We start from the raw sequence: 24,881 nt of genomic DNA, 5'->3' as shown, positions 1-24,881 counted from the left end.
CACAGCGGTGTTGTCACCGCCGCAAACCGGGTTGTGCGTTAGAGGCCAGCGCCGTCCACCGCGAAGGTGTCGCAGGAGCCGGCGCCGTTCTCATACCCGGAGGTGAACCACCGCTGGCGCTGTTCGCTCGAGCCATGCGTCCACGCCTCGGAGTTCACTCCCTGACCGGATCCAGCCTGGATGCGGTCGTCGCCGACAGCCGCAGCGGCATCCAGCGCATCGGCGACCTGTTCGCGGGTGGGTACCTCGAGGAAGTTCTCACCGCTGGAGTCCTCGGTGGCGGACGCCGCCGCGACCCAGGCACCCGCGAAGCAGTCCGCCTGCAGTTCGATGCGAACCGAGTCTGAATCCGGTCCGGTCCCCGAGCGATCGGCTGTCTCCATCACTCCCGAGATGTTCTGGATGTGGTGACCCCACTCATGGGCGGCGATGTACATCTGCGCGAGCGTCCCACCCGTGGTGTCGAATGGCGGCTGCCTGAGCTGCTGAAAGAAGCTCGTGTCGATGTAGATGGTCTGATCGGGCGGGCAATAGAACGGCCCAGTCGAACTGGATGCTGCGCCGCACCCGGTCGTCGTCGACTGGTCGAACAGGACGAACGACGGGTCTGCATACTCGTTGCTCGCCACGGTCGGATAAGCCTCGGCCCAGTAGTCGGAGATCGACGCCGCCGAGCCCTTCATCAGGCAGTCGACGCTCGCGTTCGCGTCTTCTCCGCTCTGGCATTCGGTGAGCGCTTCGTCGGACGCCGCCGGCCCTGGCTGGGCGCCGCCGCCCAGGAGCCCGCCGACGTCGACCCCGGTGAGTTGCGAGATGACGAAGACGACGATCACGCCGACGATGCCGACGCCGCCACCGATGGCCGCACCGCGACCGCGTCGCTTGACATTGCCACCGGAGATGTCTGAATCTGGATTGAAGGTCACCGCATTACCGTATTGCCCTGTCGATGACGGGGCCAGCACCTTGCGACATCGTGCCCGTCACGGCTAGGAAGCGAACCGGTCGGTGGCGTCGATCAGGGCGTCGAGGATGCCTGGCTCGTCGAACGCGTGCCCGGCGTCTGGGATCATCCTGAGTTCGGCGTGCGGCATCGCCTCGGCGAGCGCCCAGGCGGTCATAGGCGGCGTACACATGTCATACCTGCCCTGGACGATGACCGTCGGGATGCCAGCGAGCTTCGGCGCGTCCCGGATCAACTGCCCTTCGTCCCACCACCCCCCGTTCATGAAGTAATGGTTCTCGATTCGGGCGAAGGCAACCGCGAATCCGGGCTCGGTGAACCTCGCCACGGTCGATTCGCTCGGACGCAACGTGATCGTCGAGGACTCCCATCGCGACCAGGCGATCGCCGCCGGCCCATGCACCGCAGGATCCGGATCGTTGAGGAGCACCGAGTATGCGCGGATGAGATGGGCACGCTCCTCGACAGGGACCGGTTCGAGAAACCCTTCCCACAGGTCGGGGAAGACGGCGGCGGCTCCGCCCTCGTAGAACCAGTCGAGTTCCACCCGACGGAGAGTGAAGATGCCCCGCAGCACGAGCTCGGTCACCCGCTCGGGATGGGTCTCGGCGTAGGCGAGCGCGAGCGCACTCCCCCACGAACCACCGAAGACCTGCCAGCGGTCGATCCCGAGGTGCTCGCGGATCTTCTCGAGGTCGGCAACGAGGTGCCAGGTCGTGTTCGCGCTCAGGTCGGCATCCGGTTCGCTGGCGTGCGGCGTGCTCCGCCCGCACCCGCGTTGGTCGACGAGCACGATGCGGTACCTGGCTGGGTCGAAGAGGCGGCGATGAGCGGATGACGTGCCTCCGCCAGGGCCTCCGTGGAGGAAGACGACGGGTTTCCCTTCGGGGTTGCCGCTGGTCTCCCAGTAGACGGCCTGCCCGTCGCCGACCTCGAGGTGGCCGGAGTCGTACGGTTCGATCTCGGGATAGAAAGTGCGCATGCATCGACCGTATCGCGGGCGGTTCCACCGGGCATCCTCCGCCCGTAGGCTGTGCCAGACGACCTCGAGGAGGCAATCATGACCGGAACGACCGCCACAGTGACGGTGACAGGAGCTGGCGGGCAGATCGGCTACGCCCTGCTTTTTCGGATCGCGTCCGGGCAGCTGCTTGGCCCCGATACCCGCCTGCGCCTGAAACTGCTCGAGATTCCCGCCGGACTGGCGTCCGCCGAAGGAGCTGCGCTCGAACTTCAGGACAGTGCCTTTCCTCTCCTCGACGGGGTGACGGTAACGGACAGCGCAGCGACGGCGTTCGACGGCACCAATGTCGCCCTCCTCGTGGGCTCGCGACCGCGCGGCCCTGGGATGGAACGCGCGGACCTGCTCGCGGCGAACGGTGCCATTTTCGGACCGCAAGGCGCCGCCATCAACGCAGGCGCGGCCTCAGACATCAGGGTCGTCGTCGTCGGCAACCCCGCGAACACGAATGCCCTGATCGCCGCGGCGCACGCGCCTGATGTTCCCCGCGAGCGCTTCACAGCCCTCACCCGCCTGGACCACAACCGGGCAGTCGGACTTCTCGCCGCCGAGCTCGATGTACCGACCGGCGACATCGACCGGGTGACCGTCTGGGGCAACCATTCGGCAACGCAGTACCCCGACCTCTCTCACGCGACAGCGTCCGGTCGGGCCGTCTCCGAGCTCGTCGACGACGCATGGGTGCGCGACGGCTTCATCCCGCGCGTCGCCAAACGTGGTGCTGAGATCATCGAGGTTCGGGGATCGAGTTCGGTCGGCTCCGCAGCGAGCGCGGCGATCGACCACGTCCGAGATTGGGTGCACGGCCAGCGTGGCGCCTGGACGAGTGTGGCCCTGTCGTCGGACGGCAGCTACGGCATCCCCGAAGGCCTGATCTCCTCGTTCCCGGTCGAGAGCGTCGACGGCGCCTGGCGAATCGTGCCTGACATCGGGATCGACGAGTTCTCTCGCGGACAGATCGACACATCCGTGCGGGAACTGAGCACAGAACGAGACCAGGTGCAATCGCTCGGACTGATTTAGCGGCCGGGACCTCAGCGGGCGTAGCGTTGCCGTATGGACTATCGATACCTCGGAAACTCAGGCCTCAGGATCACAGAGATCACCTACGGCAACTGGCTCACCCACGGTTCGCAGGTGGAGAACGACGCCGCCCGTGAGTGCGTTGCCGCAGCTCTGGAGAGCGGCATCACCACATTCGACACGGCGGATGCCTACGCCAACACGGCAGCGGAAACGGTGCTCGGCGAGGCGCTCGCCTCTGAGCGCCGCGAGTCGCTCGAGATCTTCACCAAGGTCTACTGGCCGACCGGGCCGAAGGGCGCCAACGACTCTGGTCTCAGCCGCAAGCACATCATGGAGTCGATCAATGGGTCGCTGTCGCGTCTCGGCACCGACTATGTCGACCTGTACCAGGCGCACCGCTACGACTCGGAGACGCCGCTCGAAGAGACCATGCAGGCCTTCGCCGACGTGGTCAGGCAGGGGAAGGCGCTGTACATCGGAGTATCCGAATGGGATGCCGACCAGTTGCGCCGCGGATCGGCTCTCGCGAAGGAGCTCGGCATCTCGCTCATTTCGAACCAGCCGCAGTACTCGATGCTCTGGCGGGTCATCGAAGATGAAGTGGTGCCGGCGTCGAAGGACCTCGGTATTTCGCAGATCGTCTGGTCCCCCGTTGCACAGGGAGTTCTGACCGGTAAGTACCTCCCCGGGCAGCCGCTCCCGGCCGGCAGCAGGGCGACAGACGACAAAGGCGGGGCGGATGCCGTCAAGCGGTTCCTCACCGACGACGTGCTCACGGCCGTACAGAACCTGAAGCCGATCGCAGACGAACAGGACCTGACGCTCGCGCAGCTCGCGATCGCCTGGGTGCTGTCGAACGACAACATCGCCTCTGCCATCATCGGCGCGTCTCGCCCGGATCAGGTACGCGACAACGTGAAGGCGGCGGGCGTGAAGCTCTCTGCGGATACCCTCACCCGGATCGACGACGTGCTCGGGTCGCTCCCGGAGCGTGACCCGCGCCAGACGGTCTCGCCCGAATCGCGCCCGTCCTGATCGCCCCGCTCAACGAAAGGCACGACATGAGTCGAATTGTTCTCATCGGTGGGCACGGTTCCATCGCCAGGCAGCTGACCGTTCTTCTGGTCGAACGTGGTGATGAGGTCGTCAGCATCTTCAGAAATCCCGACCACAGCGCAGAGATCGAGGCGTTGGGTGCAGAGCCGGTCGTCTGCGACATCGAGACGGCATCCGCTTCTGAGCTGGTCGCAGCCATGGCTGAAGCGGATGCCGTGGTGTTCGCCGCCGGCGCCGGGCCCAGTTCCGGTGCCGAGCGCAAGCACACCGTCGATTACGAAGGATCAGTGAAGTCGGCCGCCGCTGCCGAAGATGCTGGCGTGTCGCGCTTCGTGCAGATCTCGGCCATCGGGGTCGACGACGGACCCGGCCCTGATGCCGACGAGCAGTGGACGGCCTACGTCGTCGCGAAGCGAGACGCAGATATCGCACTGCGGCGCACGGGTCTTGCCTGGACGATCCTGCGCCCCGGCGGCCTGACCGACGACGAGCCGACGGGGATGGTGACGCTCGCAACCGAGACGGACCGCGCAACCATCCCGCGAGCAGACGTCGCCGCGACGATCGCGGCGGTGCTGACACTGCCGGACTCGGCTGGGCACTCCTGGGATCTCATCTCGGGTGAGACGCCGATTCCTGCTGCCATCGCCGCAGCCGTCTCCACCAGCTGACAGACAAACACCGCACTCGGGGGATTCACGCGCTGCGTGGATCCCCCGAGTCATGGGCAGGCGAAGCCTCGACGAACGACACGATCCCGTCGATCACCCGGGCGAGTCCGAATCGGAAAGCCAGTTGCGGGTTGCTCGCTGCGTTGTATGCCTCGCCTGATGCCTGGCCGACGCGGCCGGAGATCGGGTAGTCAGCCCCGTCCATGACCCGTTCGAGCAGTGGGGCGTTGATCGCCCACCACGCTTCATCGCTCAGCCCTGACCGCTCGGCTGTTCGCTTCGCGTCCCGGGCCGACCGCGCCGCGCTGGCGACGAATCCCGCGATCAGGGTGACGACCTGGTCCATCTCGATGTCGGAGATCCCGCTGCCCTCTACCGCTGAAAGCTCCCACTCGTAACGATCGGCGATGTTCGGCCCCAGCCAGGGCCGCGAGGTGTCCACCTGCAGCAGCCAGGGATGCCTGCCGTACTCGTCCCAGAGATGATGGGCGACGATCTCCAGCCGTGCGGGCAGGTTCCCCTCGAGCGCCGGGTGCGGCTTCTCCCCCGTCGCCTGGTCGATCATGAGTCCGATGAGTTCCTCACGACCGGGAACGTACGTGTACACCGACATGACCCCGATACCGAGCCGGTCGGCGACCTTGCGCATCGAGAAGGTCTCCAGCCCTTCGTCGTCGGCCAAGGCGATTCCGCTGGCAACGACGGCGTCGACGGTCGTCTTCTGCTTCGGCCCTCGACTGCCCGTCGGTTCCGGGAGCTTGTGGCGCCACAGCAAAGCGAGGGTGCGATCCGCTGTCGCGTCTACGGGTGCATCCTCCGGTGCCATGGGCCTAGTCTACGTACTCCGTATGGTGTACGTTAATGCTGTCCCGAACTTCGTACACTGTACGCAAAAGGAGAATTGTGACCTACTCATTGATCGCAGAGAGGCTGACGAAACGCTACGGCGACGTCGCCGCTCTCGACGAATTCGACCTGGCCGTGCGCGCGGGCTCGATCCACGGGTTGCTCGGCCCGAACGGCGCGGGGAAGAGCACGGTGGTCCGCGCCTTCAGCACGCTCATCGACGTGGATTCGGGTTCGGCCACCGTCGCCGGCCACGACACCCGAACGGCACCGGCGTCTGTCCGGCGAAGTATCGGTCTGATCGGCCAGTCGCCTGCTGTGGATGAGATCCTCGGTGGCCGGCAGAACCTCATGATGTTCGGCCGGCTGTTCGGACTCGGCCGCGATGCTGCACGCTCGCGGGCCGATGAGCTGCTCGACCGGTTCGGGCTCACCGAGGCGGGGAGCCGCCCGGTCTCCGGCTACTCCGGAGGAATGCGGCGGCGGCTCGACATCGCCGCCGGCCTCATCCTCACACCGGCCGTGTTGTTCCTCGACGAGCCGACGACAGGGCTCGACCCTCGCGGGCGCAGCGAGGTGTGGGCGACGATCCGTCAGATCGCCGAGGCGGGCACGACGGTTCTCCTGACGACGCAATACCTCGATGAAGCCGACCAGCTGGCCGACACGATCACGGTGATGAACGCTGGACGTGTCGTCGCCTCCGGCACCCCTGACGAGCTCAAAAGGCAGCTCGGTGCCGACCGTGTCGTCGTCACCGTGAAGGATGCCGCCGATATCGACCGCGTGGCAGCATCCGTTCGGATCGACCGTGAACCCGTCATCGACCTCGCGTCGCTCACCGTGACCGTGGAATCCCCGGCCGGTGCCGCCGGCCTGCTCAGAGCCGTGCGAGCGCTGGATGCGGCCGGGATCGAACCGGAGGACCTCGCCCTGCGCCGGCCGACCCTCGACGATGTGTTCCTGTCACTCACCCGCAAGGAGAATGCCTGATGACCACGCCCCCAGCACCGTCGCCCGCTCTGCGGAACGCCTGGATCCTCACCCAGCGCGAGCTTCTGCACTGGGTGAGGCAGCCCGCCCTGCCGATCTTCGGCCTGCTCTTCTCGATCATGCTGCTGCTCATGTTCGCCTTCCTGTTCGGAGGAGCCATCGCCGTGCCTGGCGGCGGCGACTATGTCACCTTCCTGCTCCCCGGCATGTTCACGTTGACCATGCTCTTCGGCCTGGAGGGCACGCTGCAGGCGATGTCGACGGATGCCGCGAAGGGCATCACCGACCGGTTCCGATCCATGCCGATCGGAAGCTCAGCCGTTGCGCTCGGGCGGAGCGGCGCAGACCTGGCGTCGTCGATCCTGAACCTCGCCGTGCTGATGGGCGGCGGACTCCTCATCGGCTGGCGGATCACATCGGACGTCGGATCGGCCCTGCTCGCCGTTCTCCTGTTGCTGTGGTTGCGCTTTTCTCTCCTCTGGATCGGTATCTTCCTCGGCCTCATCTTCCGCGGGCCCGGCGCGACGATGGCGGTGCAGGTTCTGATCTGGCCGATCGGCTTTTTGTCGAACGTCTTCGTGTCACCGGAGACGATGCCAGGGTGGCTCGGTGCCATCGCGCAGTGGAATCCGATCTCGGCGACGGCGACAGCGACGCGGCAGCTGTTCGGCAACCCGACGGGTGTGACGTCCGGGTGGATGGCTGACGGCGGAGTGCTGCTCGCCGTCGCCTGGCCGCTGGCGCTGACCCTCGTGTTCCTGCCGCTGTCTGCGAGGGCATACCGACGGTTGCGCCGCTGAGGGGCAACACAGAACGGCGGCGGCTCCCGCTAGGGAACCGCCGCCGTCGCCGTTCCCGGCTACTTCTTCTTTTTCTTCGGGTGGTTCAGTGCGTCGAACGCCGACGTTGCGGCCTTCTCATCGACCGGTGCGTTCCCGGATGCCCGCAGCTCCGCGAAGTAGGCGGCGGCCTCATCCTGCCGCTCGGCTTCGATCCCTGACGCGATCGGCGCCCGGAGGTGATCCTGCGTGTACCCGAATGCGTCCGCGAGGTCGACGGCGTGGGGACGCAGCCGCGCCAGCAGGCGGTCGATGTATGCCGTCACCGACTGGGCACGCTGCCCGGACAACCGCCCGTGAATCAGGTACCAGGCGAGGTGTTTCTCGATCAGTTCGAATCCGAACAGGTCTCGGAGCCAGGTCAGGACCTTCTTCGTCGCCGGGTCGGTCACGGTTCCGAGCACCCGGGTGAATGCTTCCCACTGCAGCAGTTCGGCATGAGCCTTCGCCGCTTCGATGAGCTCGTTCTGATGGGCATTGAACAGCGCGGCTGCCTCGGTCTTCGACATCTTGCCGGCGACGCGGAGCCGACCGGCGATCGAAGCGATCATGCTTTCGACCCGATCAGTGAGAAGTTCACGCTGGGCGTCCTCATCCTGCAGGTGTCCGACCGACCGTGCCGTCGAGCCGAAGTCGGAGACGGTCTGAGCGAGTGAACGCAGCCCGGTGCCGTGCACGACCTTGCCGCGCGCCTGTTCGGCGGCGAAACGGGCGAGAGTCGTGGCATCCGCACCCTTGAATCTCTTGCCGTAGTCTCCGAGCAGTCGCTTGCCGACGAGCTGCAACAGCACGTTGTTGTCACCCTCGAACGTGACGTACACGTCGAGGTCGGCCCTCAGGCTGGTCAGACGGTTACCGACCATGAAGCCGGCGCCGCCGCAGGCCTCGCGAGCCTCCTGCAATGTGTCGAGCGCGTGCCAGGTCGACAGTGATTTGAGGGCGGCGGCCAGGGTTTCGAGATCCTGCCGGTCGTCGTCGGTGTCGCGTTCGCCGCTGAAGACGCCGTCGAACTTCACGAGGAGCTCATCGTGCGCGAAGTTCTGCGCGTAGGTCGTCGCGAGTTTCGGCAGCAGCCGCCGCTGGTGACGCTGGTAGTCGAGGATCACTTCTTCCTGCTCATCGCTGCCCGCGTTGAACTGGCGTCGCTGGCTGCCGTAGGTGATCGCGATCTGCAGGGCGACGGCGGATGCCGAGACGGCGGCACCGTCGAGCGACACGCGACCCTGCACGAGAGTGCCGAGCATCGTGAAGAAGCGCCGGCCGGGGCTGGCGATGGGTGAGGAGTAGCTGCCGTCGGCCGCGACGTCCCCGTAGCGGTTGAGCAGGTTGGTGCGCGGAATTCGCACCTGCGTGAAGTGCAGTTTTCCGTTGTCGATGCCGTTGAGGCCACCCTTGATGCCGTCGTCTTCGCCACCGACGCCCGGGAAGAAGTTCCCCTCATCGTCACGGATCGGCACGTAGAAGCAGTGCACACCGTGGTTGACGCCATCGGTGATCAGCTGGGCGAAGACGGTTGCCGCCTTGCCGTGCACTGCGGCATTGCCGAGGTAGTCCTTCCACGCGGCGCGGAACGGCGTGTGGATCACGAACTCTTCGGTCCCGGCGTCGTAGGTCGCCGTCGTGCCGATGGACGCGACATCCGACCCGTGACCGATCTCGGTCATGGCGAACGCGCCGGGAATGTCGAGGCTCATGATGCCAGGCAGCCACTTGTCGTGGTGTTCCCTCGTGCCGAGGTGCATGACGGCGGAACCGAAGAGGCCCCACTGCACGCCGGATTTGATCTGGAGCGACGGGTCAGCCGTGACGAGTTCCTCGAACCCGGCGATGTTGCCACCGTGATCTTCCATCCCGCCGAGGTGTTTGGGGAACGCCCGGTGGACCTGCCCGTTCTCGACGAGCAGTTTCAGCTGGCCGAAAACCGTGTCGCGGTGCTCGGTCAGCGTCTGGCCTTCTATACGGTGCAGCTCCGGCCTTGCAGTGAGCCTGCGGGCAGCGCGACGTGCGTCCGGCCACGAGCCGAGGAGCTTCTCGCTGAGCTCGGAGACGTCGATGCGGTCGCCCGTCGCCGGTCGGGTGCCTTCTGCCTCGCTGACGCCGTCGGAGTCGGCGTCGAGGGTGCGGATGGAGGTGTCAACCATGGGTGTTCCCTTGTCTTTCATCACTGAAGTACGTCGTTCTCCACGGTACGAGCGTCGCTTGACGCGCGGAAATGCCCCGTTCCCGGGCTACAAACTCAACCGGGTCCGGAGCGGAGCGGACTGAGGAAAGCTACAGTCGGAGCCGTCGATCTACGGATACTCTCCACAAAGAGCGCGCAGAGACGGGTGCTCGTTGCACGCGCACGGCAGCGGAGCACTCGCTGGCATCGAGAAACAGCGTAGTGTCGAGGGACGAAGCCGGCGTGGCTGGCCAGGTCAAAGGAGTACGAATGCCGAACAAGTCACCTCAGAAGAACTCGTCGAAGAAAGAACCAGCGAAGTCGCTGAAAGAGAAGCGCGCCGACAAAAAGGCCAAGGGCGAGGACAAAGCCCGCAAGGGCTGACCTGCTGACACACACACGCTGCCCCGACCGTCAGGTCGGGGCAGCGTTGCTGTATCTGGGCGGTATCGTCGGGGCGTCAGCCGGCCGAGGCCACGACGGCGACCAGGGCTTCGCCGTAGCTGGCGCGCTTCTTCTCGCCGATACCGCTGATCCCGCCCAGGTCGTCGACCGTTCCGGGCCGCGCGGTGGCGATGGCCCTCAGCGTCGCGTCACCGAACACGATGTACGCGGGCACACCCTGCTCTTTCGCCTCGGCAGCCCGCCAGGCCCTGAGCGCTTCGAACAGCCCGGCGTCTGCGGGAGCCAGGTCGGCGACCGCAGCGCGACGGGCTGAGCTGGAGGATGCACGCCGCTCCGGCTCGTTGCGCATCGGGACGGTGCTCGTTCCGGAGAGCACAGCGGCGCTGCCCTCGGTGATGCCGAGTGTTCCGTACTCACCGCGCGTGGCGAGCAGGCGTTTGGCGAGCAGCTGGCGAACCACTCCCCGCCACTGCTGGTCGGAGAGATCCGCTCCGATACCCCAGGTGGCGATGGTGTCGTGGGTCCACTGGGTGGTGCGCGCCGTCGTCTTGCCGCGCAGGATGTCGATGAGATGACCTGCACCGAACTCCTGGTTACGTTCGCGCTTGAGCCGAACGATCGTCGAGAGAAGTTTCTGCGCAGGCACTGTGCCGTCCCAGACCTCAGGCGGGTCGAGACAGGTGTCGCAGTTTCCGCAGGGTTCGGAGGGTTGGCCGAAGTAGGAAAGCAGGTTCTGCCGACGACATTCAACGGTCTCGCAGAGCGCGAGCATCGCGTCGAGGTGGGCGGACATGCGTCTGCGGTGGGCGAGATCGCCGGGCGAATCGTCGATCATCCGCCGCAACTGCACGACGTCCTGTAAACCGTATGCCAGCCAGGCCACCGACGGCTCGCCATCGCGGCCGGCCCGCCCGGTCTCCTGGTAATACCCCTCGACGCTCTTGGGCAGGTCGATATGTGCAACGAATCGGACGTCGGGTTTGTCGATGCCCATCCCGAATGCAATGGTCGCAACGATGACGATGCCGTCTTCGCGCAGGAACCGGGACTGGGTGGATTGCCGAACCGCGGCATCGAGGCCGGCGTGATACGGGAGGGCATTGATGCCCTGCGCTTGCAGGTGTGCTGCCGTCTTCTCGACGGTGTTACGGCTGAGCGCGTAGACGATGCCGGCCTGCCCCGCTCCTTCCTGTCGGATGAAGTCGACGAGTTGCTTGCGCACCTCGTTCTTCGGCACGATGCGGTACTGGATGTTGGGGCGGTCGAAGCTGGCGACGAAGTGCTGAGCGTCGTGCAGGGAGAGTCGTTCGGTGATCTCGCGGTGGGTGGCGTCGGTCGCCGTCGCCGTGAGGGCGATGCGCGGAACGTCTGGCCAGCGCTCGGCCAGGTCGCCGAGGCTGAGATAGTCGGGGCGGAAATCGTGACCCCACTGGGACACACAGTGTGCTTCGTCGATGGCGAATAACGCGACCCGGCCGTTGCCGAGAAACCGTTTCGTTGCCTCGGTGTTCAGTCGCTCGGGCGCGACGTAGAGCAGGTCGAGTTCGCCGGCCAGGTAGGCGTTTTCGACGCGGGCACGCTCGTCTGCTGCCTGCGTCGAGTTGAGGAAGGCCGCGTTCACCCCGACGGCCAGCAGGGCATCGACCTGGTCCTGCATGAGGGCGATGAGGGGGGATACGACGATTCCGGTGCCATCACGGACGATGGAGGGCACCTGGTAGCAGAGGCTCTTGCCGCCACCTGTCGGCATGAGCACGACGGCGTCTCCGCCAGAGACGAGCTGGTCGACGATCGCCTGCTGGTCTCCGCGGAACGCATCGAATCCGAACACCCGGTGGAGCACCTCAGCGGCAGACGGGCGGGCGACACCGGGCGTCGCTGACGTGGTCGGGGGAACGGTCGAGGCGCTTGTCACGTGACGAACGATAGCCTGAGCGCCCGACAGAACGGTAATTCCTGTGCCGGCCGATCACTCAGGCGGCCGAGCGGATGCCGACAGGCCGACGAAACGGGCATCCGTTCCGTCGGCCGGCCGGTCAGCGTGCTGCGGGCGGGTCGACCCGCGTGTCGTCGTCGCCTGCGTCTGTCGCCGCGGAGGACCGGCCGCGCGACCGGACGACCACGAGCACGACGATCGCAGCGAGAACGAGGACACCGAGGGCGGCTCCGATCCACACGATATCTGAGACGGACGCCGAGGCGGTCCCCTCCTCACCGACCGGCGCCGTGGTTGCGGTCTGGGTTGGTTCCTCGGGCGTGGCGGTCACGGGTGCCGGGGTCTGGGATTCGGTCGGCTCGGCCCCACAGGTCGGTGCTGATGCGAATCCCTCCCCGAGCTCCTGGCCCTCCGCCGGTGCCCAGGTGAATGCGAAATCGCCGGTGATCGGGTGACCGTCTGCCGAGACCACTCCCCAATTGACGGTGTACTCGCCTGCCTCGCCGAGCTGGGCGGGCATTGTGAGGGTCGCGCCGTCGACGGTGGCGCATCCGTCGCCGTAATACAGGGCTGACTCACCTGGGCCGCTCACCTGGACGAACGTGGTCGGACTGTCGGTTCCCGAGTCGAGGAGGAGATCGCTCGTCGTGACCGCAAACGTTCCCACCTGCTCGGTGACGACCGCACCGGCAGCCGGGTTGGTCGACACGAGCGAGTTGTGCGCCTGGGCGGGAGCGAGACCCAGCACGGCGACCATCGCCACGCCGGCCACACCGCCGAGTCCGATCAGAATACGGAGTTTCATGAGTGGGTGCCTTTCTTCGATGTGCGGGGTGCGGCGCGTCCACGGGAGAGCACGGCGAGAAGGACGCCGCCGAGGCCGACGACGAGTCCGCCGAGCCCGAGCCCGCGAGCGACGAGGTCGGGTTCGGACACCGCTGGAGCCGCAGGTGCGGCGCCGGTGGCGGCTGCCGTATCTGCGGTGTCTCCGTCGCCAGGGTCCGCTTCGGTGACGGTCACGGTCGGTGCAGGAGCTTCGAGGTCGTGGGGGTCCTGACCCTCGTCGGCGACATCAGCCCAGTTGGTTTCGCCGACCTCGCACGATTGAAGAACAGGGAACGCCAGCGTCGAACCGTCGGAGTCGGCGGGGAGGGTGAGTTGCAGGGTGACGGTGTCGCGGAATCCGTCGGCGAGCGGGGTCTTCGCCGTGTAAACGACCTGCCCGACCCGCTCGACGAGCGAGGTGCCGTGCGCATCGGTGATCGGTTCGGCGAGGTCGACCATCACTTTCTCGGCCGTCCAGTTCGGGTTGACGGTCGGGGTGACCGACACGATTTCCTCGGGGATCGTGAAAGCGAGCGCTGTGGTCGGGGAACCGTCGCAGCCGTGACCGACCGAGAAGGTGAGCTGTGTGGTGGCCCCGGCTGCTGTCGTGGACGGCGTCACCGTCACGTGGGCGACGGCGGCGAGGGGAACGGCGACGGCCAGCGCGGTACCCGCGAGGACACCGGCCGCAAGTGTGCTTCTGCGACGGGAAGATGTGGAACGGTTTCGGGATGACGACATGGGAAGAATCCTTCGAACAGGAGAGAAACAGGAACACCGACGAGCGCGACGAGGCGCAGACAGGCCGGGAGAAACCAGGGAGGCGCGGCAGGAGGACCTGACGTGCGGATGACCGCAGGCAGGCTCAGGCGCAGAGCGCGACCGGCGGGCCGCGTCGCTGAACGACGGATGGCAGCAGTACCGTCGTCGCCGACCGTACAGGTAGCCACTCTGGAGCGGCACAGGCGACCGGAGGGACCGGCAGGGCGACAAGGGCGCGGACGAGCGCTCGGATCGTCAGGCGCAGGACCTCGACGATGGCCGAAAAGGAGCGCTCCCCATGGCTGAGCGCCAGGATGGTGACAACGGCAGCAGCGGCGTGGCCCAGCCACATGCCTGGGTCCGTTGAGGTGTGCAGGTGTGCGGCGGCATCCGTCGTCATCGTGACCGTGCCGTGGTGGCCGCTCATACTCATCGAACCGTTGGCGGTCGGCAGCAGAGCGAAGAGTGCGTGGAATCCGAGCTGGCTGAGCACGACAGCGACGGCGAGACGCAGCCGGGTCACCCGGCCGGCCAGCGCGGTGCACACGGCGACCGCGAGGACGGATGCCGCGGCGAGCGCCAGAACGCTCGGCGGCTCGGAGGCGGCGACGCCGTGCGAGAACGCGGCGGCAAACGTGGAGACGGCGGCAGCGAGGACACCACGTGTCACTCGAGCTTGCCTGGCCTGCATGTCGTTCTCCTGTCGCATCCACTCTACTTCGGAGCCGACGGTGCCCCGGGTCGGTCGCAGCTCCCCATCCATGCTCGCGAATAAAACCGGCCGCGCGTAGGTTGGCACTCAACAACACCGAAGGAACAGGAGCCGGGATGACCGACAGCGCCGTCAGCGACGAGCCACGCCTCGTTCGGAATGAGCCCGAGTCCCGCTACGAGGTCTGGGTCGGTGAGACGAGAGCCGGAATAGCGACGTACCGTGAGTCGGACTCCCGGGTGACCTTCGTGCACACCATCGTCGATAAGGCCTTCGGCGGCCACGGACTGGGCAGCAGGCTCGCCGCATTCGCCCTCGAGGACACGGTCAGCCGGGGCAAGAGAATCGTGCCGCGTTGCCCGTTCATCCGCGAGTATCTGCAGAGCCACCACGAGTTCGACGATCACATCGACGACCTGCCCGAACGGACCAGGTCATGACCAGGTGGGACGCAGCGGTCGAGGAGTCGACGAGCGGCCCCGTCACGTCGTCCGGCCCGACCGTGCGCAGGTTCGAGCCGCGTGAGGTTCCGCTCGGAGGGATCAGGGGCATCCTGGTCCACCGGTCGCTTCCCCAGCGCGAACTGCCGATGGTCGGCGCCTGGTGTTTTCTCGACCGGTTCGACGATGAAGAAACCACGATGCGAGTACTTCCTCATCCGCACATGGGTCTGCAGACGGTGACCTGGCCGATCGAGGGAACCATCCGCCATCGCGACAGCGTCGCATCCGATGTCGTGGTGAAGCCAGGAGAGCTCAACATCATGACGAGCGGATCGGGGATCTCGCACTCGGAGTTCTCGGTCGGTGATGAGAGCGGACCGATTCGCGGGCTCCAGCTCTGGGTGGCCCTGCCCAGGGAGATGGCCGGAGTCGAACCGTTCTTCGAGCAATACACGACCCTGCCGGTGTTCACCGTCGACGGGCTGGTCGCCACCGTTCTTGTCGGCAGGCTCGGGAACGTCGTCGCCGACGCCACCATCTATACCCCGCTCGTCGGGGCGGATGCCGTGATCACAGCGGGTGCAACCGTCACCATGCCCCTGGAGTCACATTTCGAATACGCGGTGATGGTGATCTCCGGCACTCTCGATGTCGCCGGCGAACGCGTCACAAGCGGACCGCTGCTCTACCTCGGAACCGAACGCGAGCAGGTGGAGTTGTCGAGCTCGGACGGAGCACGATTCGTGCTTCTCGGAGGGGCGCCGTTCGGTGACGAAATCATCATGTGGTGGAACTTCGTCGGGCGCAGCCACGAGGAAATCGTCGCCGCCAGGGAGGACTGGGAGAACAACTCTCCACGATTCGGGCACGTCGACGGACACGGCAGGCAGCGCATCCCGGCTCCGCCTCTTCCGTCCGTGCGTCTGACGCCGAGGAGACGCCGGGTGTGAGCCCCGGGCGACCTTGGAGATGAGGCTAGGCTCAGCTAAGTTGAGAGGAACAGGACAGCCCGACCCCTCCCGACCCACGACTGCGAGCACCCATGCGTTTCAGCACCAGGCTTCTGCTGACCTGCGCTGCGATCGGCGTCGCAGGCGGTCTCGCGTTCGTGGTCAGCGGCTACGTCCAGGGCCTGCTCGCAGCGACTGTTCCGATCCTCTATGGCGCTCTCATCGGGATCTACTTCCTCCCAGGGGTCATCTCGCAATCCCTCCTCCGACGCGGAGGAGTCGCGTTGCTCACCGGCTTGTTCGCCGGGCTCGTCGCTGCAGCGTTCAGTCCGCAATGGTTCTTCCGATACCTCGGCACCGGCCTCGCCATCGGGCTGCTTCAGGAGCTCCCTTTCGTCACCGCCCGGTACCGCTACTGGAAGGCCTGGGTCTTCTACCTCGCCGCCGCGATCGCCGGCCTGCTCTTCGGCCTCGGCGTTTTCATCGCAGTCGGCCTCAGCCATTTCACCGGCTGGGCCAACCTCGTCTACTTCAGCCTGTTCGCCATCAGCCCCGTCGTCGTCACCTGGCTCGGGCGGATCATCGCCGACCGGCTCGACAAGACCGGTGTGGCCAGGGGGCTCCAGTATGAGATCGACCGACGTGCCGGGCGCTCGGAGTCGATGAATGCTCTGATGGCTGCGGCGTGACCCGCTGAACATCATGGGAGAACCCCCCTCCGTTCCCCTGCGCCTGGCCGATGTGCGCATCCGCCACCACGGTCGGTCAGCCGACACCCCTGACGGTGCGTCATTCGACATCGCCAGGGGCGAGGTCGTTCTGTTGCTCGGTCCGTCTGGCTGTGGCAAGTCGACGCTCGCTCTCGCCGTCAACGGACTGGTGCCGCACGCCGTCCCTGCCCGACTGACAGGATCCGTCGTCACCGGCGGCATCGAGACGACGGATGCCACGGTGGCGCTACTGTCCCAGGAAGTCGCGATGGTCTTCCAGGACCCGGACGCGCAGATCGTCACAGGCACCATCCTCGACGAGGTCTGTTTCGGACCGGAGAATCTCGGGCTCCCCGTCGACGTGATCCTGACCCGCGCACAGGCCGCACTTCTGGCTGTCGGTCTCTGGGACCGTCGGGGCGAAAATCCCGATGTGCTGTCAGGTGGCCAGAGGCAACGGCTCAGCATCGCCGCTGCACTAGCCATGGAGTCTCCCCTCCTCGTACTCGACGAACCGACAGCGAACCTCGACCCGGCCGGGATCGACGACGTGTACGCCGTGCTGCGGGATCTCGTGCAGCACGGCGACCACTCCATCCTTCTGATCGAGCACAACCTCGATGCGTCCATCGATCTCGTCGACCGGGTGGTGGTACTCGACCGGCGCGGCCGTGTCGCCATCGAGGGCCGGACCCGCGAGGTCCTCGTCGACCGGGCGGTGGAGGTCGCAGCACTCGGGGTGTGGCTGCCGACCTCGACGCTCGCCGCACTGAGGCTTCGAGACGCAGGAGTCGAGCTTGCTCCCCTCCCGATGACCGGTGGCGAGTTGACGGCGGCGCTCGACGGCATCCGCGAGCTTCCGGATCTGCCGCGGCGCCCGCCAGCGAGCCACGCGGCGTCGACCACGATCGAGGTCAGCCACCTCACGGTGAACCGCGGACGTCGTGACCTGATCCGCGACATCTCGTTGACAGTTCAGACAGGAGACTTCATTGCGGTTATCGGCACGAACGGTGCCGGAAAGACGACTCTCATCCAGGCGATCGCCGGCGTCGTCGCTCCCCCGAGGGGGCGGGTCACGGTCGGTGGCCTCGATCCGGCCACAGGGGATCTCCCTGCACTCGCCGCGCACGTCGGGTTCGTGTTCCAGAACCCTGAACATCAGTTCATCGCACACACCGTCGTGGATGAACTCACGCACGGGCTTCGGATGCGTGGCAGCAATCCACACGACATCGACGCGCAGGTCACGGCCATGCTCGAACGATTCGGACTTGCAGAACTGCGCGACGAGCATCCGTTTCTGCTGTCTGGCGGCCAGAAACGGCGGCTCTCCGTCGGTACGGCACTGATCGCCGGCCCACCCGTTCTCGTGCTCGACGAACCGACCTTCGGCCAGGACCGCGAGCGCGCAGACGAACTGATGTCGCTGCTGTCGCGCCTCAACCGTGACGGAACGACCATCGTCGCAGCCACTCACGACCTGCAGCTCGTCGCCGAGTACGCCACCCACGTCGCCGTCCTCCGCGACGGTGAGCTGCTCGACACCGGGCCAACGGAGCGGATCCTTGCAGACACCGATCTGCTCGAGAGCGCCGGCCTTCGCCCGCCTCCATTGGCACGGGCGATGCGGAATCTGACCGCCCACCCGGAGTGGCGGTCGATCACCCGCCTGGCCGATCTCCCGGGCGCACCGTCATGACCCTCGACCCGTACACGTCGCTCGATGCACCACCGCGGGCATTCCTGCACAGGCTCAACCCACTCGCGAAGCTCGCCGCTCCCCTGCCGTTCATGGCGTGGTTGCTCGTGGTGCGCGACCTGTGGACGCCCCTGCTCTTTCTGTGTTTCGCCGTGGTCCTTGTCCTGGTCGGAGGCCGGCTCAGCCTGCGGCGCGGCGCGGCGCTGGTCATCGGCATTCCGATCGGTGTCTTCGTGCTGTCGCTGAGCTTCGGCCTGTGGACGGATGCATCGCGCGTCGATTCGACCGCCGTCCTGTTCCAGCTCGGCGAGTACCGCTTCTTCGCCGGGGCCTGGCTGATCGGCCTCGCGACGGCGTTGCGCCTGGCTGCCATCCTCTCTCTCGCGCTGATCCCCGGGCTGACGACGACCGGGCCGGACTTTGTGCGGTCGGCGGTGCAGCACCTGCGGGTGCCGTATCGGATCGGCTACACGGCGCTTGCCGCGTACCGGTTCGTTCCGCGCTTCAGGCACGACCTCGACCTCATCACGCAGGCGCACCGCGTCCGGGGGGTCGCGGGCGGTCGCGGGCCGGTCGCGAGCATCCGACGGTCGTTCGGATACGTTGTTCCGCTTCTCGCCGGAGCGATCCGTCACGCCGAACGGGTGTCGTTCGCGATGGACTCCCGCGCGTTCGGCGCTCACCCCACGAGAACCGAGCGTCACCTCGTTCCTCTCCGGGCGCGGGATGCCGTCTTCGTCGCCACGTTCTGGCTGATCGGCATCGTTCTGCTGATCGTTGCGGCCCGCCTGGGCTGACCACACCTTTTTTGCCCACAGGCGCGGCTCGGCCATCCGCAATCATCGAATGTATGTTCTAATGAAGAGATGCGGTGGGACGGACAACAACTGGGCACGGAAGAACCGTCGGCGCTGCCGGGGCTCGCGAAACTCAACAACCTCGTGCGGAGCGTGCAGACTCCGGACTTCGCCGGGGTGACCTTTCACGAGGTGCTCGCGAAGTCGGCCCTCAACCGCATTCCGCGCCAGTCGCAGATGCCGTTCGGCTGGACGATCAACCCGTACCGTGGCTGCAGCCATGCGTGTGTGTATTGCTTCGCCCGCCCCACCCACACCTACCTCGACTTCAACGCCGGCGACGATTTCGATAACCAGGTGGTCGTCAAGGTCAACGTCGCCGACGTCCTCAAGAAAGAGGTGTCGAAACCGAGCTGGGGCACGTACCCGGTCGCCCTCGGCACCAACACCGATCCGTACCAGCGGGCGGAAGGCCGATACTCCCTGATGCCCGGCATCATCGAGACGCTGGCCCACTCGGGGACTCCGCTCTCCATTCTGACGAAAGGGACGCTGCTCCGACGCGACCTGCCCCTCCTCGCAGAGGTGGCGCAGACCGTGCCTGTCGACCTCGCCATGTCCATCGCCATCTACGACGACGAGCTGCAGAAGTCCATCGAGCCCGGGACCCCGTCGGCGAAGGCGCGCTTGGCGACGGTCACCGCTGTGCGCGAGGCCGGGCTGGACTGCAGCGTGTTCCTCATGCCGATCCTGCCCTACCTCACCGACACGAAAGCGCATCTCGACGAGGCACTCAGGCGCGTGGCTGACGCCGGTGGCACGAGCGTGCTGTTCAGCTCGCTCTACCTCAAACCCGGCGTCAAGCCGTGGTTCATGCACTGGCTCGAGCGGCAGCATCCGGAACTCGTGCCGAAGTACCGGGCCCTGTACGCGAAAGGGTCGTACGCACCTAAGGAATATCGGCAGTGGCTCGCTTCCCGTCTCTCCCCGCTGATCCGGGCGCACGGACTCGAGCGGGGAAAGGAAGACCCGTCGACAGGCGGCATCCGCTCGAAAGCGCTCGGGATGCTGCGCAACGACGTCGGCGAGCGTGTCGCCTTCGCGAGCGACGACGGTTCGACCGGTGCGCGAATCCTGCCGTCGACCGCCGAGCCGATGCTGTTCTGAGGCAGGCATCACAGCGGATGCTCCGCGTTACGTCGCCGAAACAGTTATGCGCTTGGCTTGGGGCATGGAACACCAACCAATCACCGTCTCGATCGAGCGCCGGGTGAACCCCGAGCGCATCGCCGAGGCCACCGCCTGGGTCCAGTCGGGCATCCGCATGGCCGGGGCTTTTCCCGGCTTTCTCGGGTCGGGCTGGGTACGAGCCGGAGCGCGGTCAGAGACCTGGCACATGCTCTACCGCTTCACCGACGAGTCCACCCTCGAGGCGTGGGAAGACTCGGACCAACGCACGCACTGGCTCAGCGATGGCCGCGAGTTCATGGAACAGTCCCGGGTGGAGAAGCGCACCGGGATCGAGGGCTGGTTCGACGAACCATCCGAGCAGCAGGCGACCGCGGCCTCGGCCGTCACCCCGCCACGCTGGAAGCAGGCCACGAGCATCTGGCTCGGTTTCTTCCCGCTCAACCTCGCGTTCACGGTACTCGTCACGGCGTTCATCCCCGGCTGGGACGAGCTCGGCGTCTTTCTGCACGTTCTGATCTCGACGCTCACCCTCGCGCCGATCATGACGTTCTGGGTGCTCCCGTTCGTCACCCGGCTCCTCCGAGGCTGGCTTCACGCGCCACGCCGGCGGCTGGGCGTCGTCGAGCTCAGTCCTCGATGAGCCTTTTGCCGAGCACGACGACCTCGTCAGTCGCGTAACCGAGAGTCCGATAGAACGCGACGACGTGCTCGTTCGTCGATCGCACCATGAGCATGATCTTCGGGCAACCACGCTCGGTCAACAGTCTCTCTGCCTCGGCGACGAGAGCCCGGCCGAGACCTGTTCCTCGACGGTCGGATGCGACGGCCAGGTAGTACATCCAGCCGCGATGCCCGTCGAACCCGACCATGACGGAGGCTTGCACCCCGGCTTCCGTCTCGCCGACGAGGAACAGTTCCGGCTGGCTGCTGAGCTTTCGTACGATGTCAGCGTACGGATCGTTCCACGGACGGGTAAGACCGCACTCGCGCCACAGGGCGACGACCGATTCGGTGTCGTCGGTCCGGTCGTTTTTCGAGAATGGGCGGATGCGCATCCGCCCATTCTCGCGTTAACGAGACATCGGCGGACCAGACCGTGAGGTCCGATCCGCCGATGTCGGCTGCAGCGGGTTAGCGCGTGAGCTTCGCGTTGGTCATGCGACCGGCGAGCTCCTCGATGATTTCGTCACCGGGGCGGGCGTTGACGTAGTCCGCCTCGATCTCGGCGCGGCCGAGAAGGTCGGTCATCCGACGCTGGCGTGCCTTCGGGATGATGGTCACGACGGTGCCGACCTTGCCCGCGCGGCCGGTACGACCGGAACGGTGGAGGTACGTCTTGTACTCGTCGGGGGCGTCAGCCTGGATGACGAGCGTGATGTCATCCACGTGGATGCCGCGGGCGGCGACGTCCGTCGCAACGAGCACGTTGACCCGACCAGAGGTCAGCTGCGCCAGGTTGCGGGTACGACGGGCCTGGTTGAGGTCACCGTGGAGCGAGACGGCGCGGATGCCTGCATCTTCCAGCTGGTCGGCCAGACGCTCGGCATATGCACGGGTGCGCGAGAAGATGAGGGTCTTCTCGTTGCGGTTGGCGAGCTCTTCGATAAGGCGGTCCTTGTCGCGGTGCTCGACCACGAGAACGCGGTGGTCGATCGTCGCTGAGGCCTGGTCTTCACCGGCGACCTCGTGAACGGACGGCTTCGGCAGGAACTCCTTGACGAGCGAGGCAACACCCTTGTCGAGCGTGGCAGAGAACAGCAACTTCTGGCCACCGGGGGCGGTCAGTCGCAGGATCCGCTGCACCGGCTCGAGGAAGCCGAGGTCGCACATGTGGTCGGCCTCGTCGAGGACAGTGACGGTGACCTCGGAGAGGTCGAGGCGACCCTGCTCGATGAGGTCTTCGATGCGGCCCGGCGTGCCGACGATGATGTCGACGCCACGCTGGAGGGCACCGACCTGGCGGCCCTGCGGCACTCCACCGTAGATCTGGGTGGTGAAGAGGCCGACGCTGCGGGCGATGGGCTGCACCGTACGGTCGATCTGCAGGGCGAGCTCACGGGTCGGAGCGAGGATGAGGGCGCGGGGCTTGCGACCCATGGCACGCTTCTTGCCTCCGCCGTTTTCCATCAGCTTCTCGACAAGCGGAGCGCCGAAGGCGATGGTCTTGCCTGAACCGGTGCGGCCACGGCCGAGGACGTCGCGACCAGCGATGACGTCAGGAATGGTCGCCGCCTGAATGGGGAACGGGCTGGCCGCTCCGAGTTCTGCGAGGGCCGCGACGATGTTTCCGCCGAGACCGAGGTCTGCGAACGAGACGCCTTCGACGTCGGTGGCCAGGGTTGCCTGTGCCTCGAGGCGCTCGAGCACGACGTCGTCCTCGGGCGTGAAGTTGCCCTTGGCGTCGCGGTTCGGGTAGAAGTTCTTCTCGCCGGAGTCCCGGCGAGGACGGTCGTTGCCGAAGTCCTTACGCGGTTCGCGATCAGTGCGGTCGTACGAGCCACGCTCGGGGTGGTCGCCGAACGAGCGCTGCGGGCGGTCGTCGCGCTTGTACGCGGGACGCTCGGTCCGCTCGCCACGGTTGTACGCGGGACGCTCAGTGCGGTCCGGACGGTTCTCACCACGGTTATAGGTGGGACGCTCGGTCCGCTCGCCGCGGTTGTACGCGGGACGCTCAGTGCGGTCCGGACGGTTCTCACCACGGTTGTACGCGGGACGCTCGGTGCGGTCCGGACGGTTCTCACCACGGTTATAGGTGGGACGCTCGGTGCGGTCCGGACGGTTCTCACCACGGTTATAGGTGGGACGCTCGGTGCGGTCCGGACGGTTCTCACCACGGTTGTACGCGGGACGGTCGGTGCGGTCCGGACGGTTCTCACCACGGTTGTACGCGGGACGCTCGGTGCTGCGGGGGGCGCGCTCTCCGCGCGTGTAGCTGGGGCGCTCCGCATTGCGGGGAGGCTGCACGTCGCGGTCATAGCGCTCGTCGCGGGGCGCACGCTGTTCACGGGGCTCGTCCGAGTGACGACGAGCGGCACGCTCGTCGGCGTTCCAGCGCGCCTTCTTGGGGGCATCGCCCTCGACCGGGCGGTGGCCGCGGTGTCCGGGGCTCCGGCTTCCGGTCGCGGCACCTGCCGGACCACCGCTCTTGCGTGCGTAGGTGGGATCGAAGTTCTTGGCAGGGCGCCCGCCGGCTGGTTTCTTGTTCTTGGGCATAGTTCTTTCCGGGTTGTATGTATGCATGAATCGCGAAGCGCGCGCAGCAAAACTGCGGCATTCTCATACCCGAGCAGTCGATGGCCGGGACCGTTTCACATCGTGTGAATACGTACGCGTTATCGCGACGTATAACCGGCCCACCAGACTTACAAACCCTTCCGCGGTACATCCCGCGGTGTCCAGAGCCGACCCGGCAACATTACGGCATGATCGGGTCCTGTGTCTATGGAGAAAGCAAAATGGCCCAGATTCGCGGCAAATACGCAGAGTTCCCCCGCTCCGGAGTATCCTTCAGTTACACCCGCCTAACCCGGCGGCGAACCCGAGTCCCGGGCTCGGGACGACGTACTGAACAAATGGAGGTGGAGCTTTGAGCTTCCTCGCGTTTCTTCTACTCGGTCTGATCGCTGGGGCGATCGCTAAGGCCATCCTTCCTGGTAAACAGGGCGGCGGCTGGTTCATCACACTGCTACTCGGTGTCGTGGGCGCCCTGCTCGGTGGTTGGCTCGGCAGCCTGCTCTTCGGAGTCGACCTGCAGGAGTTCTGGAGCATCCAGACCTGGCTCGTCGCCATCGTCGGCTCGATCATCGTCCTTCTGCTGTACGGACTGTTCACGCGTAACTCCCGTAAGGCGTAACCGACCACTCGCGTTCGCACGGATGCCTCCCCGCTCGTCGGGGAGGCATCCGTCGTTAACGAGACCAGCGGTCGGCAACATGTGAAAGGCCTCCGAACCGGGCTGAGATGTTGAGATCGACCGCCTGGTCAGGAAGGGTGGGACACTTCATTCGCCAACCGGAAGGAAGAGCATGCTCACCCTCACCGAGAACGCCAGCACCATCGTCAAGACCATCACCGTCCAGACCACCGGCACCGAGACCGGCGGACTTCGCATCTCGAGCCCCGCCGCAGAGAGCGTCGACCTGTCGGTCGCCGTCGCCGGCTCCCCCGAGCCCAGCGACTCCGTCGTCGAGGTGGCAGGCGCTCGCGTCTTCCTCGAAGAGAACGCTGCCGTCGTGCTCGATGACAAGATTCTCGACGCCGAAGTGGACGAAGCCGGTGCCGTCCGGTTCGCCATCGGCGAGCAGACACCGCTGCAGAATTAAGCACGTCGTAACCACGGCGAAACAGTTCCGCGGTTGACTGGCAGCATGACGACTACGGAACCGACGCACACCGCGGCATCCGTTTCGGTTGCCGTCGAAAGCCCGAGGCAGGACGAGGTCTTCACCCTCCTGCGCCTCGGTACCGAGTTCGCCGAGTCGCAGTACCGGCCTGAGAACAACTTCCTCCTGGACACCGATGAACTCGAACGCCCGGGAGTGCAGGTCTATGTGGCTCGATCCGAGGGCGGTGATGCGGTCGGTATGGCCGCCCTCGTTCCGTGGGGGATGGCCGTGACCGAACTCAAACGCATGTTCGTTCACCCCGACGCTCGTGGGCGCGGGGTCGCAGCGCGCCTCCTCGAACGCATGGAGGCCGACGCCCGGGCGGCCGGACTCCGGCAGATCGTGCTCGAAACGGGCACGCTCCACACGGCAGCTCAGTCCCTGTACCTGCACTGCGGCTATGAGAGCATTCCGCAATTCGGTCAGTACATCGGCGAGAAGTACAGCTACTGCATGGCGAAGATGCTGTCGCATTGAGCGATCAGC

Annotated in this window: 25 protein-coding genes; 15 read left to right on the top strand and 10 right to left on the bottom strand. The window is 66.2% G+C overall.

Annotated features, from left to right (window positions below; translation table 11 throughout):
* Positions 1 to 38 precede the first annotated feature (38 nt).
* Together ypfJ and pip are read right to left on the bottom strand one after the other, a co-directional pair.
* Positions 39 to 926, bottom strand: coding sequence for a KPN_02809 family neutral zinc metallopeptidase (gene ypfJ / locus IWX78_RS09130; RefSeq protein ID WP_196833201.1), 888 nt, complete (start codon positions 924 to 926; stop codon positions 39 to 41).
* 63 nt (positions 927 to 989) lie between these two features.
* The gene (pip, locus tag IWX78_RS09125) at positions 990 to 1,946 is read right to left on the bottom strand and encodes a prolyl aminopeptidase (protein WP_196833200.1); all 957 of its coding nucleotides are present in this window, start codon (positions 1,944 to 1,946) and stop codon (positions 990 to 992) included.
* Between the two features lie 78 nt (positions 1,947 to 2,024).
* On the opposite strand from pip, the gene IWX78_RS09120 reads away from it, so the two are divergent.
* Genes IWX78_RS09120 through IWX78_RS09110 form a run of 3 tightly spaced genes read left to right on the top strand, consistent with a single transcriptional unit; the run spans position 2,025 to position 4,738 of the window.
* Entirely contained in the window at positions 2,025 to 3,008 is a 984-nt protein-coding gene (locus IWX78_RS09120; protein ID WP_196833199.1) for a malate dehydrogenase, read from the top strand.
* Between the two features lie 33 nt (positions 3,009 to 3,041).
* Positions 3,042 to 4,046 (top strand): aldo/keto reductase family protein, encoded by a 1,005-nt coding sequence (locus tag IWX78_RS09115; protein WP_196833198.1) that lies wholly within the window; start codon positions 3,042 to 3,044, stop codon positions 4,044 to 4,046.
* 26 nt (positions 4,047 to 4,072) lie between these two features.
* Positions 4,073 to 4,738, top strand: coding sequence for an SDR family oxidoreductase (locus IWX78_RS09110; RefSeq protein WP_196833197.1), 666 nt, complete (start codon positions 4,073 to 4,075; stop codon positions 4,736 to 4,738).
* A gap of 25 nt (positions 4,739 to 4,763) precedes the next feature.
* Here the strand turns inward: IWX78_RS09110 and IWX78_RS09105 are convergent, their stop codons facing one another.
* Positions 4,764 to 5,564: a TetR/AcrR family transcriptional regulator gene (locus IWX78_RS09105; RefSeq protein ID WP_196833196.1), complete on the bottom strand. Its 801-nt coding sequence runs from the start codon at positions 5,562 to 5,564 to the stop codon at positions 4,764 to 4,766.
* 77 nt (positions 5,565 to 5,641) lie between these two features.
* On the opposite strand from IWX78_RS09105, the gene IWX78_RS09100 reads away from it, so the two are divergent.
* Both IWX78_RS09100 and IWX78_RS09095 read left to right on the top strand, forming a co-directional pair.
* Positions 5,642 to 6,577 (top strand): ATP-binding cassette domain-containing protein, encoded by a 936-nt coding sequence (locus IWX78_RS09100; RefSeq protein ID WP_334684650.1) that lies wholly within the window; start codon positions 5,642 to 5,644, stop codon positions 6,575 to 6,577.
* On the top strand, positions 6,577 to 7,377 hold the full coding sequence (locus tag IWX78_RS09095) for an ABC transporter permease (RefSeq protein WP_196833194.1): 801 nt from the start codon (positions 6,577 to 6,579) through the stop codon (positions 7,375 to 7,377). The genes IWX78_RS09100 and IWX78_RS09095 overlap by 1 nt, the downstream gene beginning before the upstream one ends.
* 59 nt (positions 7,378 to 7,436) lie before the next feature.
* Here IWX78_RS09095 and IWX78_RS09090 read toward each other — a convergent pair whose 3' ends face one another.
* The 5 genes from IWX78_RS09090 to IWX78_RS09070 all read right to left on the bottom strand — a co-directional run bounded on the left by IWX78_RS09090 (position 7,437) and on the right by IWX78_RS09070 (position 14,214).
* The gene (locus tag IWX78_RS09090) at positions 7,437 to 9,557 is read right to left on the bottom strand and encodes an acyl-CoA dehydrogenase family protein (protein ID WP_196833193.1); all 2,121 of its coding nucleotides are present in this window, start codon (positions 9,555 to 9,557) and stop codon (positions 7,437 to 7,439) included.
* A gap of 480 nt (positions 9,558 to 10,037) precedes the next feature.
* On the bottom strand, positions 10,038 to 11,909 hold the full coding sequence (recQ, locus tag IWX78_RS09085) for a DNA helicase RecQ (RefSeq protein ID WP_442929232.1): 1,872 nt from the start codon (positions 11,907 to 11,909) through the stop codon (positions 10,038 to 10,040).
* A 109-nt stretch (positions 11,910 to 12,018) separates the two neighbouring features.
* A complete protein-coding gene (locus IWX78_RS09080) occupies positions 12,019 to 12,723 on the bottom strand; it encodes a copper resistance CopC family protein (protein ID WP_196833192.1) in 705 nt (234 codons plus the stop codon).
* Positions 12,720 to 13,484, bottom strand: coding sequence for a YcnI family copper-binding membrane protein (locus IWX78_RS09075; RefSeq protein WP_196833191.1), 765 nt, complete (start codon positions 13,482 to 13,484; stop codon positions 12,720 to 12,722). The genes IWX78_RS09080 and IWX78_RS09075 overlap by 4 nt, the downstream gene beginning before the upstream one ends.
* Before the next feature lie 124 nt (positions 13,485 to 13,608).
* Entirely contained in the window at positions 13,609 to 14,214 is a 606-nt protein-coding gene (locus IWX78_RS09070; protein WP_196833190.1) for a hypothetical protein, read from the bottom strand.
* A gap of 119 nt (positions 14,215 to 14,333) precedes the next feature.
* Here IWX78_RS09070 and IWX78_RS09065 point away from each other — a divergent pair, with 119 nt between their 5' ends.
* The 7 genes from IWX78_RS09065 to IWX78_RS09035 all read left to right on the top strand — a co-directional run bounded on the left by IWX78_RS09065 (position 14,334) and on the right by IWX78_RS09035 (position 20,650).
* The gene (locus IWX78_RS09065; protein ID WP_196833189.1) at positions 14,334 to 14,657 is read left to right on the top strand and encodes a GNAT family N-acetyltransferase; all 324 of its coding nucleotides are present in this window, start codon (positions 14,334 to 14,336) and stop codon (positions 14,655 to 14,657) included.
* Entirely contained in the window at positions 14,654 to 15,610 is a 957-nt protein-coding gene (locus IWX78_RS09060) for a pirin family protein (protein WP_196833188.1), read from the top strand. Before IWX78_RS09065 ends, IWX78_RS09060 begins: the two co-directional genes overlap by 4 nt.
* 92 nt (positions 15,611 to 15,702) lie before the next feature.
* On the top strand, positions 15,703 to 16,299 hold the full coding sequence (locus IWX78_RS09055; protein WP_196833187.1) for an ECF transporter S component: 597 nt from the start codon (positions 15,703 to 15,705) through the stop codon (positions 16,297 to 16,299).
* A 13-nt stretch (positions 16,300 to 16,312) separates the two neighbouring features.
* Complete coding sequence (locus tag IWX78_RS09050; protein ID WP_196833186.1) at positions 16,313 to 18,022, top strand: ABC transporter ATP-binding protein; 1,710 nt, start codon at positions 16,313 to 16,315, stop codon at positions 18,020 to 18,022.
* Positions 18,019 to 18,819: an energy-coupling factor transporter transmembrane component T family protein gene (locus IWX78_RS09045; RefSeq protein WP_196833185.1), complete on the top strand. Its 801-nt coding sequence runs from the start codon at positions 18,019 to 18,021 to the stop codon at positions 18,817 to 18,819. The genes IWX78_RS09050 and IWX78_RS09045 overlap by 4 nt, the downstream gene beginning before the upstream one ends.
* A gap of 69 nt (positions 18,820 to 18,888) precedes the next feature.
* Positions 18,889 to 19,986, top strand: a complete 1,098-nt coding sequence (locus IWX78_RS09040; protein ID WP_196833184.1) for an Rv2578c family radical SAM protein — start codon at positions 18,889 to 18,891, stop codon at positions 19,984 to 19,986.
* Positions 19,987 to 20,050: 64 nt separating this feature from the next.
* Positions 20,051 to 20,650, top strand: a complete 600-nt coding sequence (locus IWX78_RS09035; protein ID WP_196833183.1) for an antibiotic biosynthesis monooxygenase — start codon at positions 20,051 to 20,053, stop codon at positions 20,648 to 20,650.
* Here the strand turns inward: IWX78_RS09035 and IWX78_RS09030 are convergent.
* Positions 20,637 to 21,065 carry a GNAT family acetyltransferase gene (locus tag IWX78_RS09030; RefSeq protein WP_196833182.1) on the bottom strand — a complete coding sequence of 143 codons (429 nt, stop codon included), beginning with the start codon at positions 21,063 to 21,065 and terminating at the stop codon, positions 20,637 to 20,639. The two genes, IWX78_RS09035 and IWX78_RS09030, sit on opposite strands and share 14 nt — an antisense overlap.
* Positions 21,066 to 21,141: 76 nt before the next feature.
* On the bottom strand, positions 21,142 to 23,223 hold the full coding sequence (locus tag IWX78_RS09025) for a DEAD/DEAH box helicase (RefSeq protein ID WP_196833181.1): 2,082 nt from the start codon (positions 23,221 to 23,223) through the stop codon (positions 21,142 to 21,144).
* Positions 23,224 to 23,596: 373 nt separating this feature from the next.
* On the opposite strand from IWX78_RS09025, the gene IWX78_RS09020 reads away from it, so the two are divergent.
* The 3 genes from IWX78_RS09020 to IWX78_RS09010 all read left to right on the top strand — a co-directional run bounded on the left by IWX78_RS09020 (position 23,597) and on the right by IWX78_RS09010 (position 24,872).
* Positions 23,597 to 23,863 (top strand): GlsB/YeaQ/YmgE family stress response membrane protein, encoded by a 267-nt coding sequence (locus IWX78_RS09020; RefSeq protein ID WP_196833180.1) that lies wholly within the window; start codon positions 23,597 to 23,599, stop codon positions 23,861 to 23,863.
* A 172-nt stretch (positions 23,864 to 24,035) separates the two neighbouring features.
* Positions 24,036 to 24,332 (top strand): Fe-S cluster assembly protein HesB, encoded by a 297-nt coding sequence (locus tag IWX78_RS09015; RefSeq protein WP_196833179.1) that lies wholly within the window; start codon positions 24,036 to 24,038, stop codon positions 24,330 to 24,332.
* A gap of 45 nt (positions 24,333 to 24,377) precedes the next feature.
* Positions 24,378 to 24,872, top strand: coding sequence for a GNAT family N-acetyltransferase (locus IWX78_RS09010; protein ID WP_196833178.1), 495 nt, complete (start codon positions 24,378 to 24,380; stop codon positions 24,870 to 24,872).
* The last annotated feature ends 9 nt before the right edge of the window (positions 24,873 to 24,881 follow it).

This window comes from Mycetocola sp. CAN_C7, from assembly GCF_015752285.1.
Classification (GTDB): Bacteria; Actinomycetota; Actinomycetes; order Actinomycetales; family Microbacteriaceae; genus Mycetocola_A.
Note: the sequence above shows the minus strand (reverse complement) of the source record. Positions and strands in the feature narration are given on the sequence as shown.

What these genes read in the sequence shown, in the direction of transcription:
- IWX78_RS09025 (WP_196833181.1), bottom strand. Translation starts at nt 23,223, where the DNA reads ATGCCCAAGAACAAGAAACCAGCCGGCGGGCGCCCTGCCAAGAACTTC.
- IWX78_RS09010 (WP_196833178.1), top strand. Translation starts at nt 24,378, where the DNA reads ATGACGACTACGGAACCGACGCACACCGCGGCATCCGTTTCGGTTGCC.
- IWX78_RS09080 (WP_196833192.1), bottom strand. Translation starts at nt 12,723, where the DNA reads ATGAAACTCCGTATTCTGATCGGACTCGGCGGTGTGGCCGGCGTGGCG.
- IWX78_RS09075 (WP_196833191.1), bottom strand. Translation starts at nt 13,484, where the DNA reads ATGTCGTCATCCCGAAACCGTTCCACATCTTCCCGTCGCAGAAGCACA.
- IWX78_RS09090 (WP_196833193.1), bottom strand. Translation starts at nt 9,557, where the DNA reads ATGGTTGACACCTCCATCCGCACCCTCGACGCCGACTCCGACGGCGTC.
- IWX78_RS09060 (WP_196833188.1), top strand. Translation starts at nt 14,654, where the DNA reads ATGACCAGGTGGGACGCAGCGGTCGAGGAGTCGACGAGCGGCCCCGTC.
- IWX78_RS09030 (WP_196833182.1), bottom strand. Translation starts at nt 21,065, where the DNA reads ATGCGCATCCGCCCATTCTCGAAAAACGACCGGACCGACGACACCGAA.
- IWX78_RS09035 (WP_196833183.1), top strand. Translation starts at nt 20,051, where the DNA reads ATGGAACACCAACCAATCACCGTCTCGATCGAGCGCCGGGTGAACCCC.
- IWX78_RS09050 (WP_196833186.1), top strand. Translation starts at nt 16,313, where the DNA reads ATGGGAGAACCCCCCTCCGTTCCCCTGCGCCTGGCCGATGTGCGCATC.
- pip (WP_196833200.1), bottom strand. Translation starts at nt 1,946, where the DNA reads ATGCGCACTTTCTATCCCGAGATCGAACCGTACGACTCCGGCCACCTC.
- IWX78_RS09110 (WP_196833197.1), top strand. Translation starts at nt 4,073, where the DNA reads ATGAGTCGAATTGTTCTCATCGGTGGGCACGGTTCCATCGCCAGGCAG.
- IWX78_RS09045 (WP_196833185.1), top strand. Translation starts at nt 18,019, where the DNA reads ATGACCCTCGACCCGTACACGTCGCTCGATGCACCACCGCGGGCATTC.
- IWX78_RS09055 (WP_196833187.1), top strand. Translation starts at nt 15,703, where the DNA reads ATGCGTTTCAGCACCAGGCTTCTGCTGACCTGCGCTGCGATCGGCGTC.
- IWX78_RS09095 (WP_196833194.1), top strand. Translation starts at nt 6,577, where the DNA reads ATGACCACGCCCCCAGCACCGTCGCCCGCTCTGCGGAACGCCTGGATC.
- IWX78_RS09105 (WP_196833196.1), bottom strand. Translation starts at nt 5,564, where the DNA reads ATGGCACCGGAGGATGCACCCGTAGACGCGACAGCGGATCGCACCCTC.
- IWX78_RS09120 (WP_196833199.1), top strand. Translation starts at nt 2,025, where the DNA reads ATGACCGGAACGACCGCCACAGTGACGGTGACAGGAGCTGGCGGGCAG.
- IWX78_RS09115 (WP_196833198.1), top strand. Translation starts at nt 3,042, where the DNA reads ATGGACTATCGATACCTCGGAAACTCAGGCCTCAGGATCACAGAGATC.
- IWX78_RS09040 (WP_196833184.1), top strand. Translation starts at nt 18,889, where the DNA reads ATGCGGTGGGACGGACAACAACTGGGCACGGAAGAACCGTCGGCGCTG.
- IWX78_RS09070 (WP_196833190.1), bottom strand. Translation starts at nt 14,214, where the DNA reads ATGCGACAGGAGAACGACATGCAGGCCAGGCAAGCTCGAGTGACACGT.
- IWX78_RS09065 (WP_196833189.1), top strand. Translation starts at nt 14,334, where the DNA reads ATGACCGACAGCGCCGTCAGCGACGAGCCACGCCTCGTTCGGAATGAG.
- IWX78_RS09015 (WP_196833179.1), top strand. Translation starts at nt 24,036, where the DNA reads ATGCTCACCCTCACCGAGAACGCCAGCACCATCGTCAAGACCATCACC.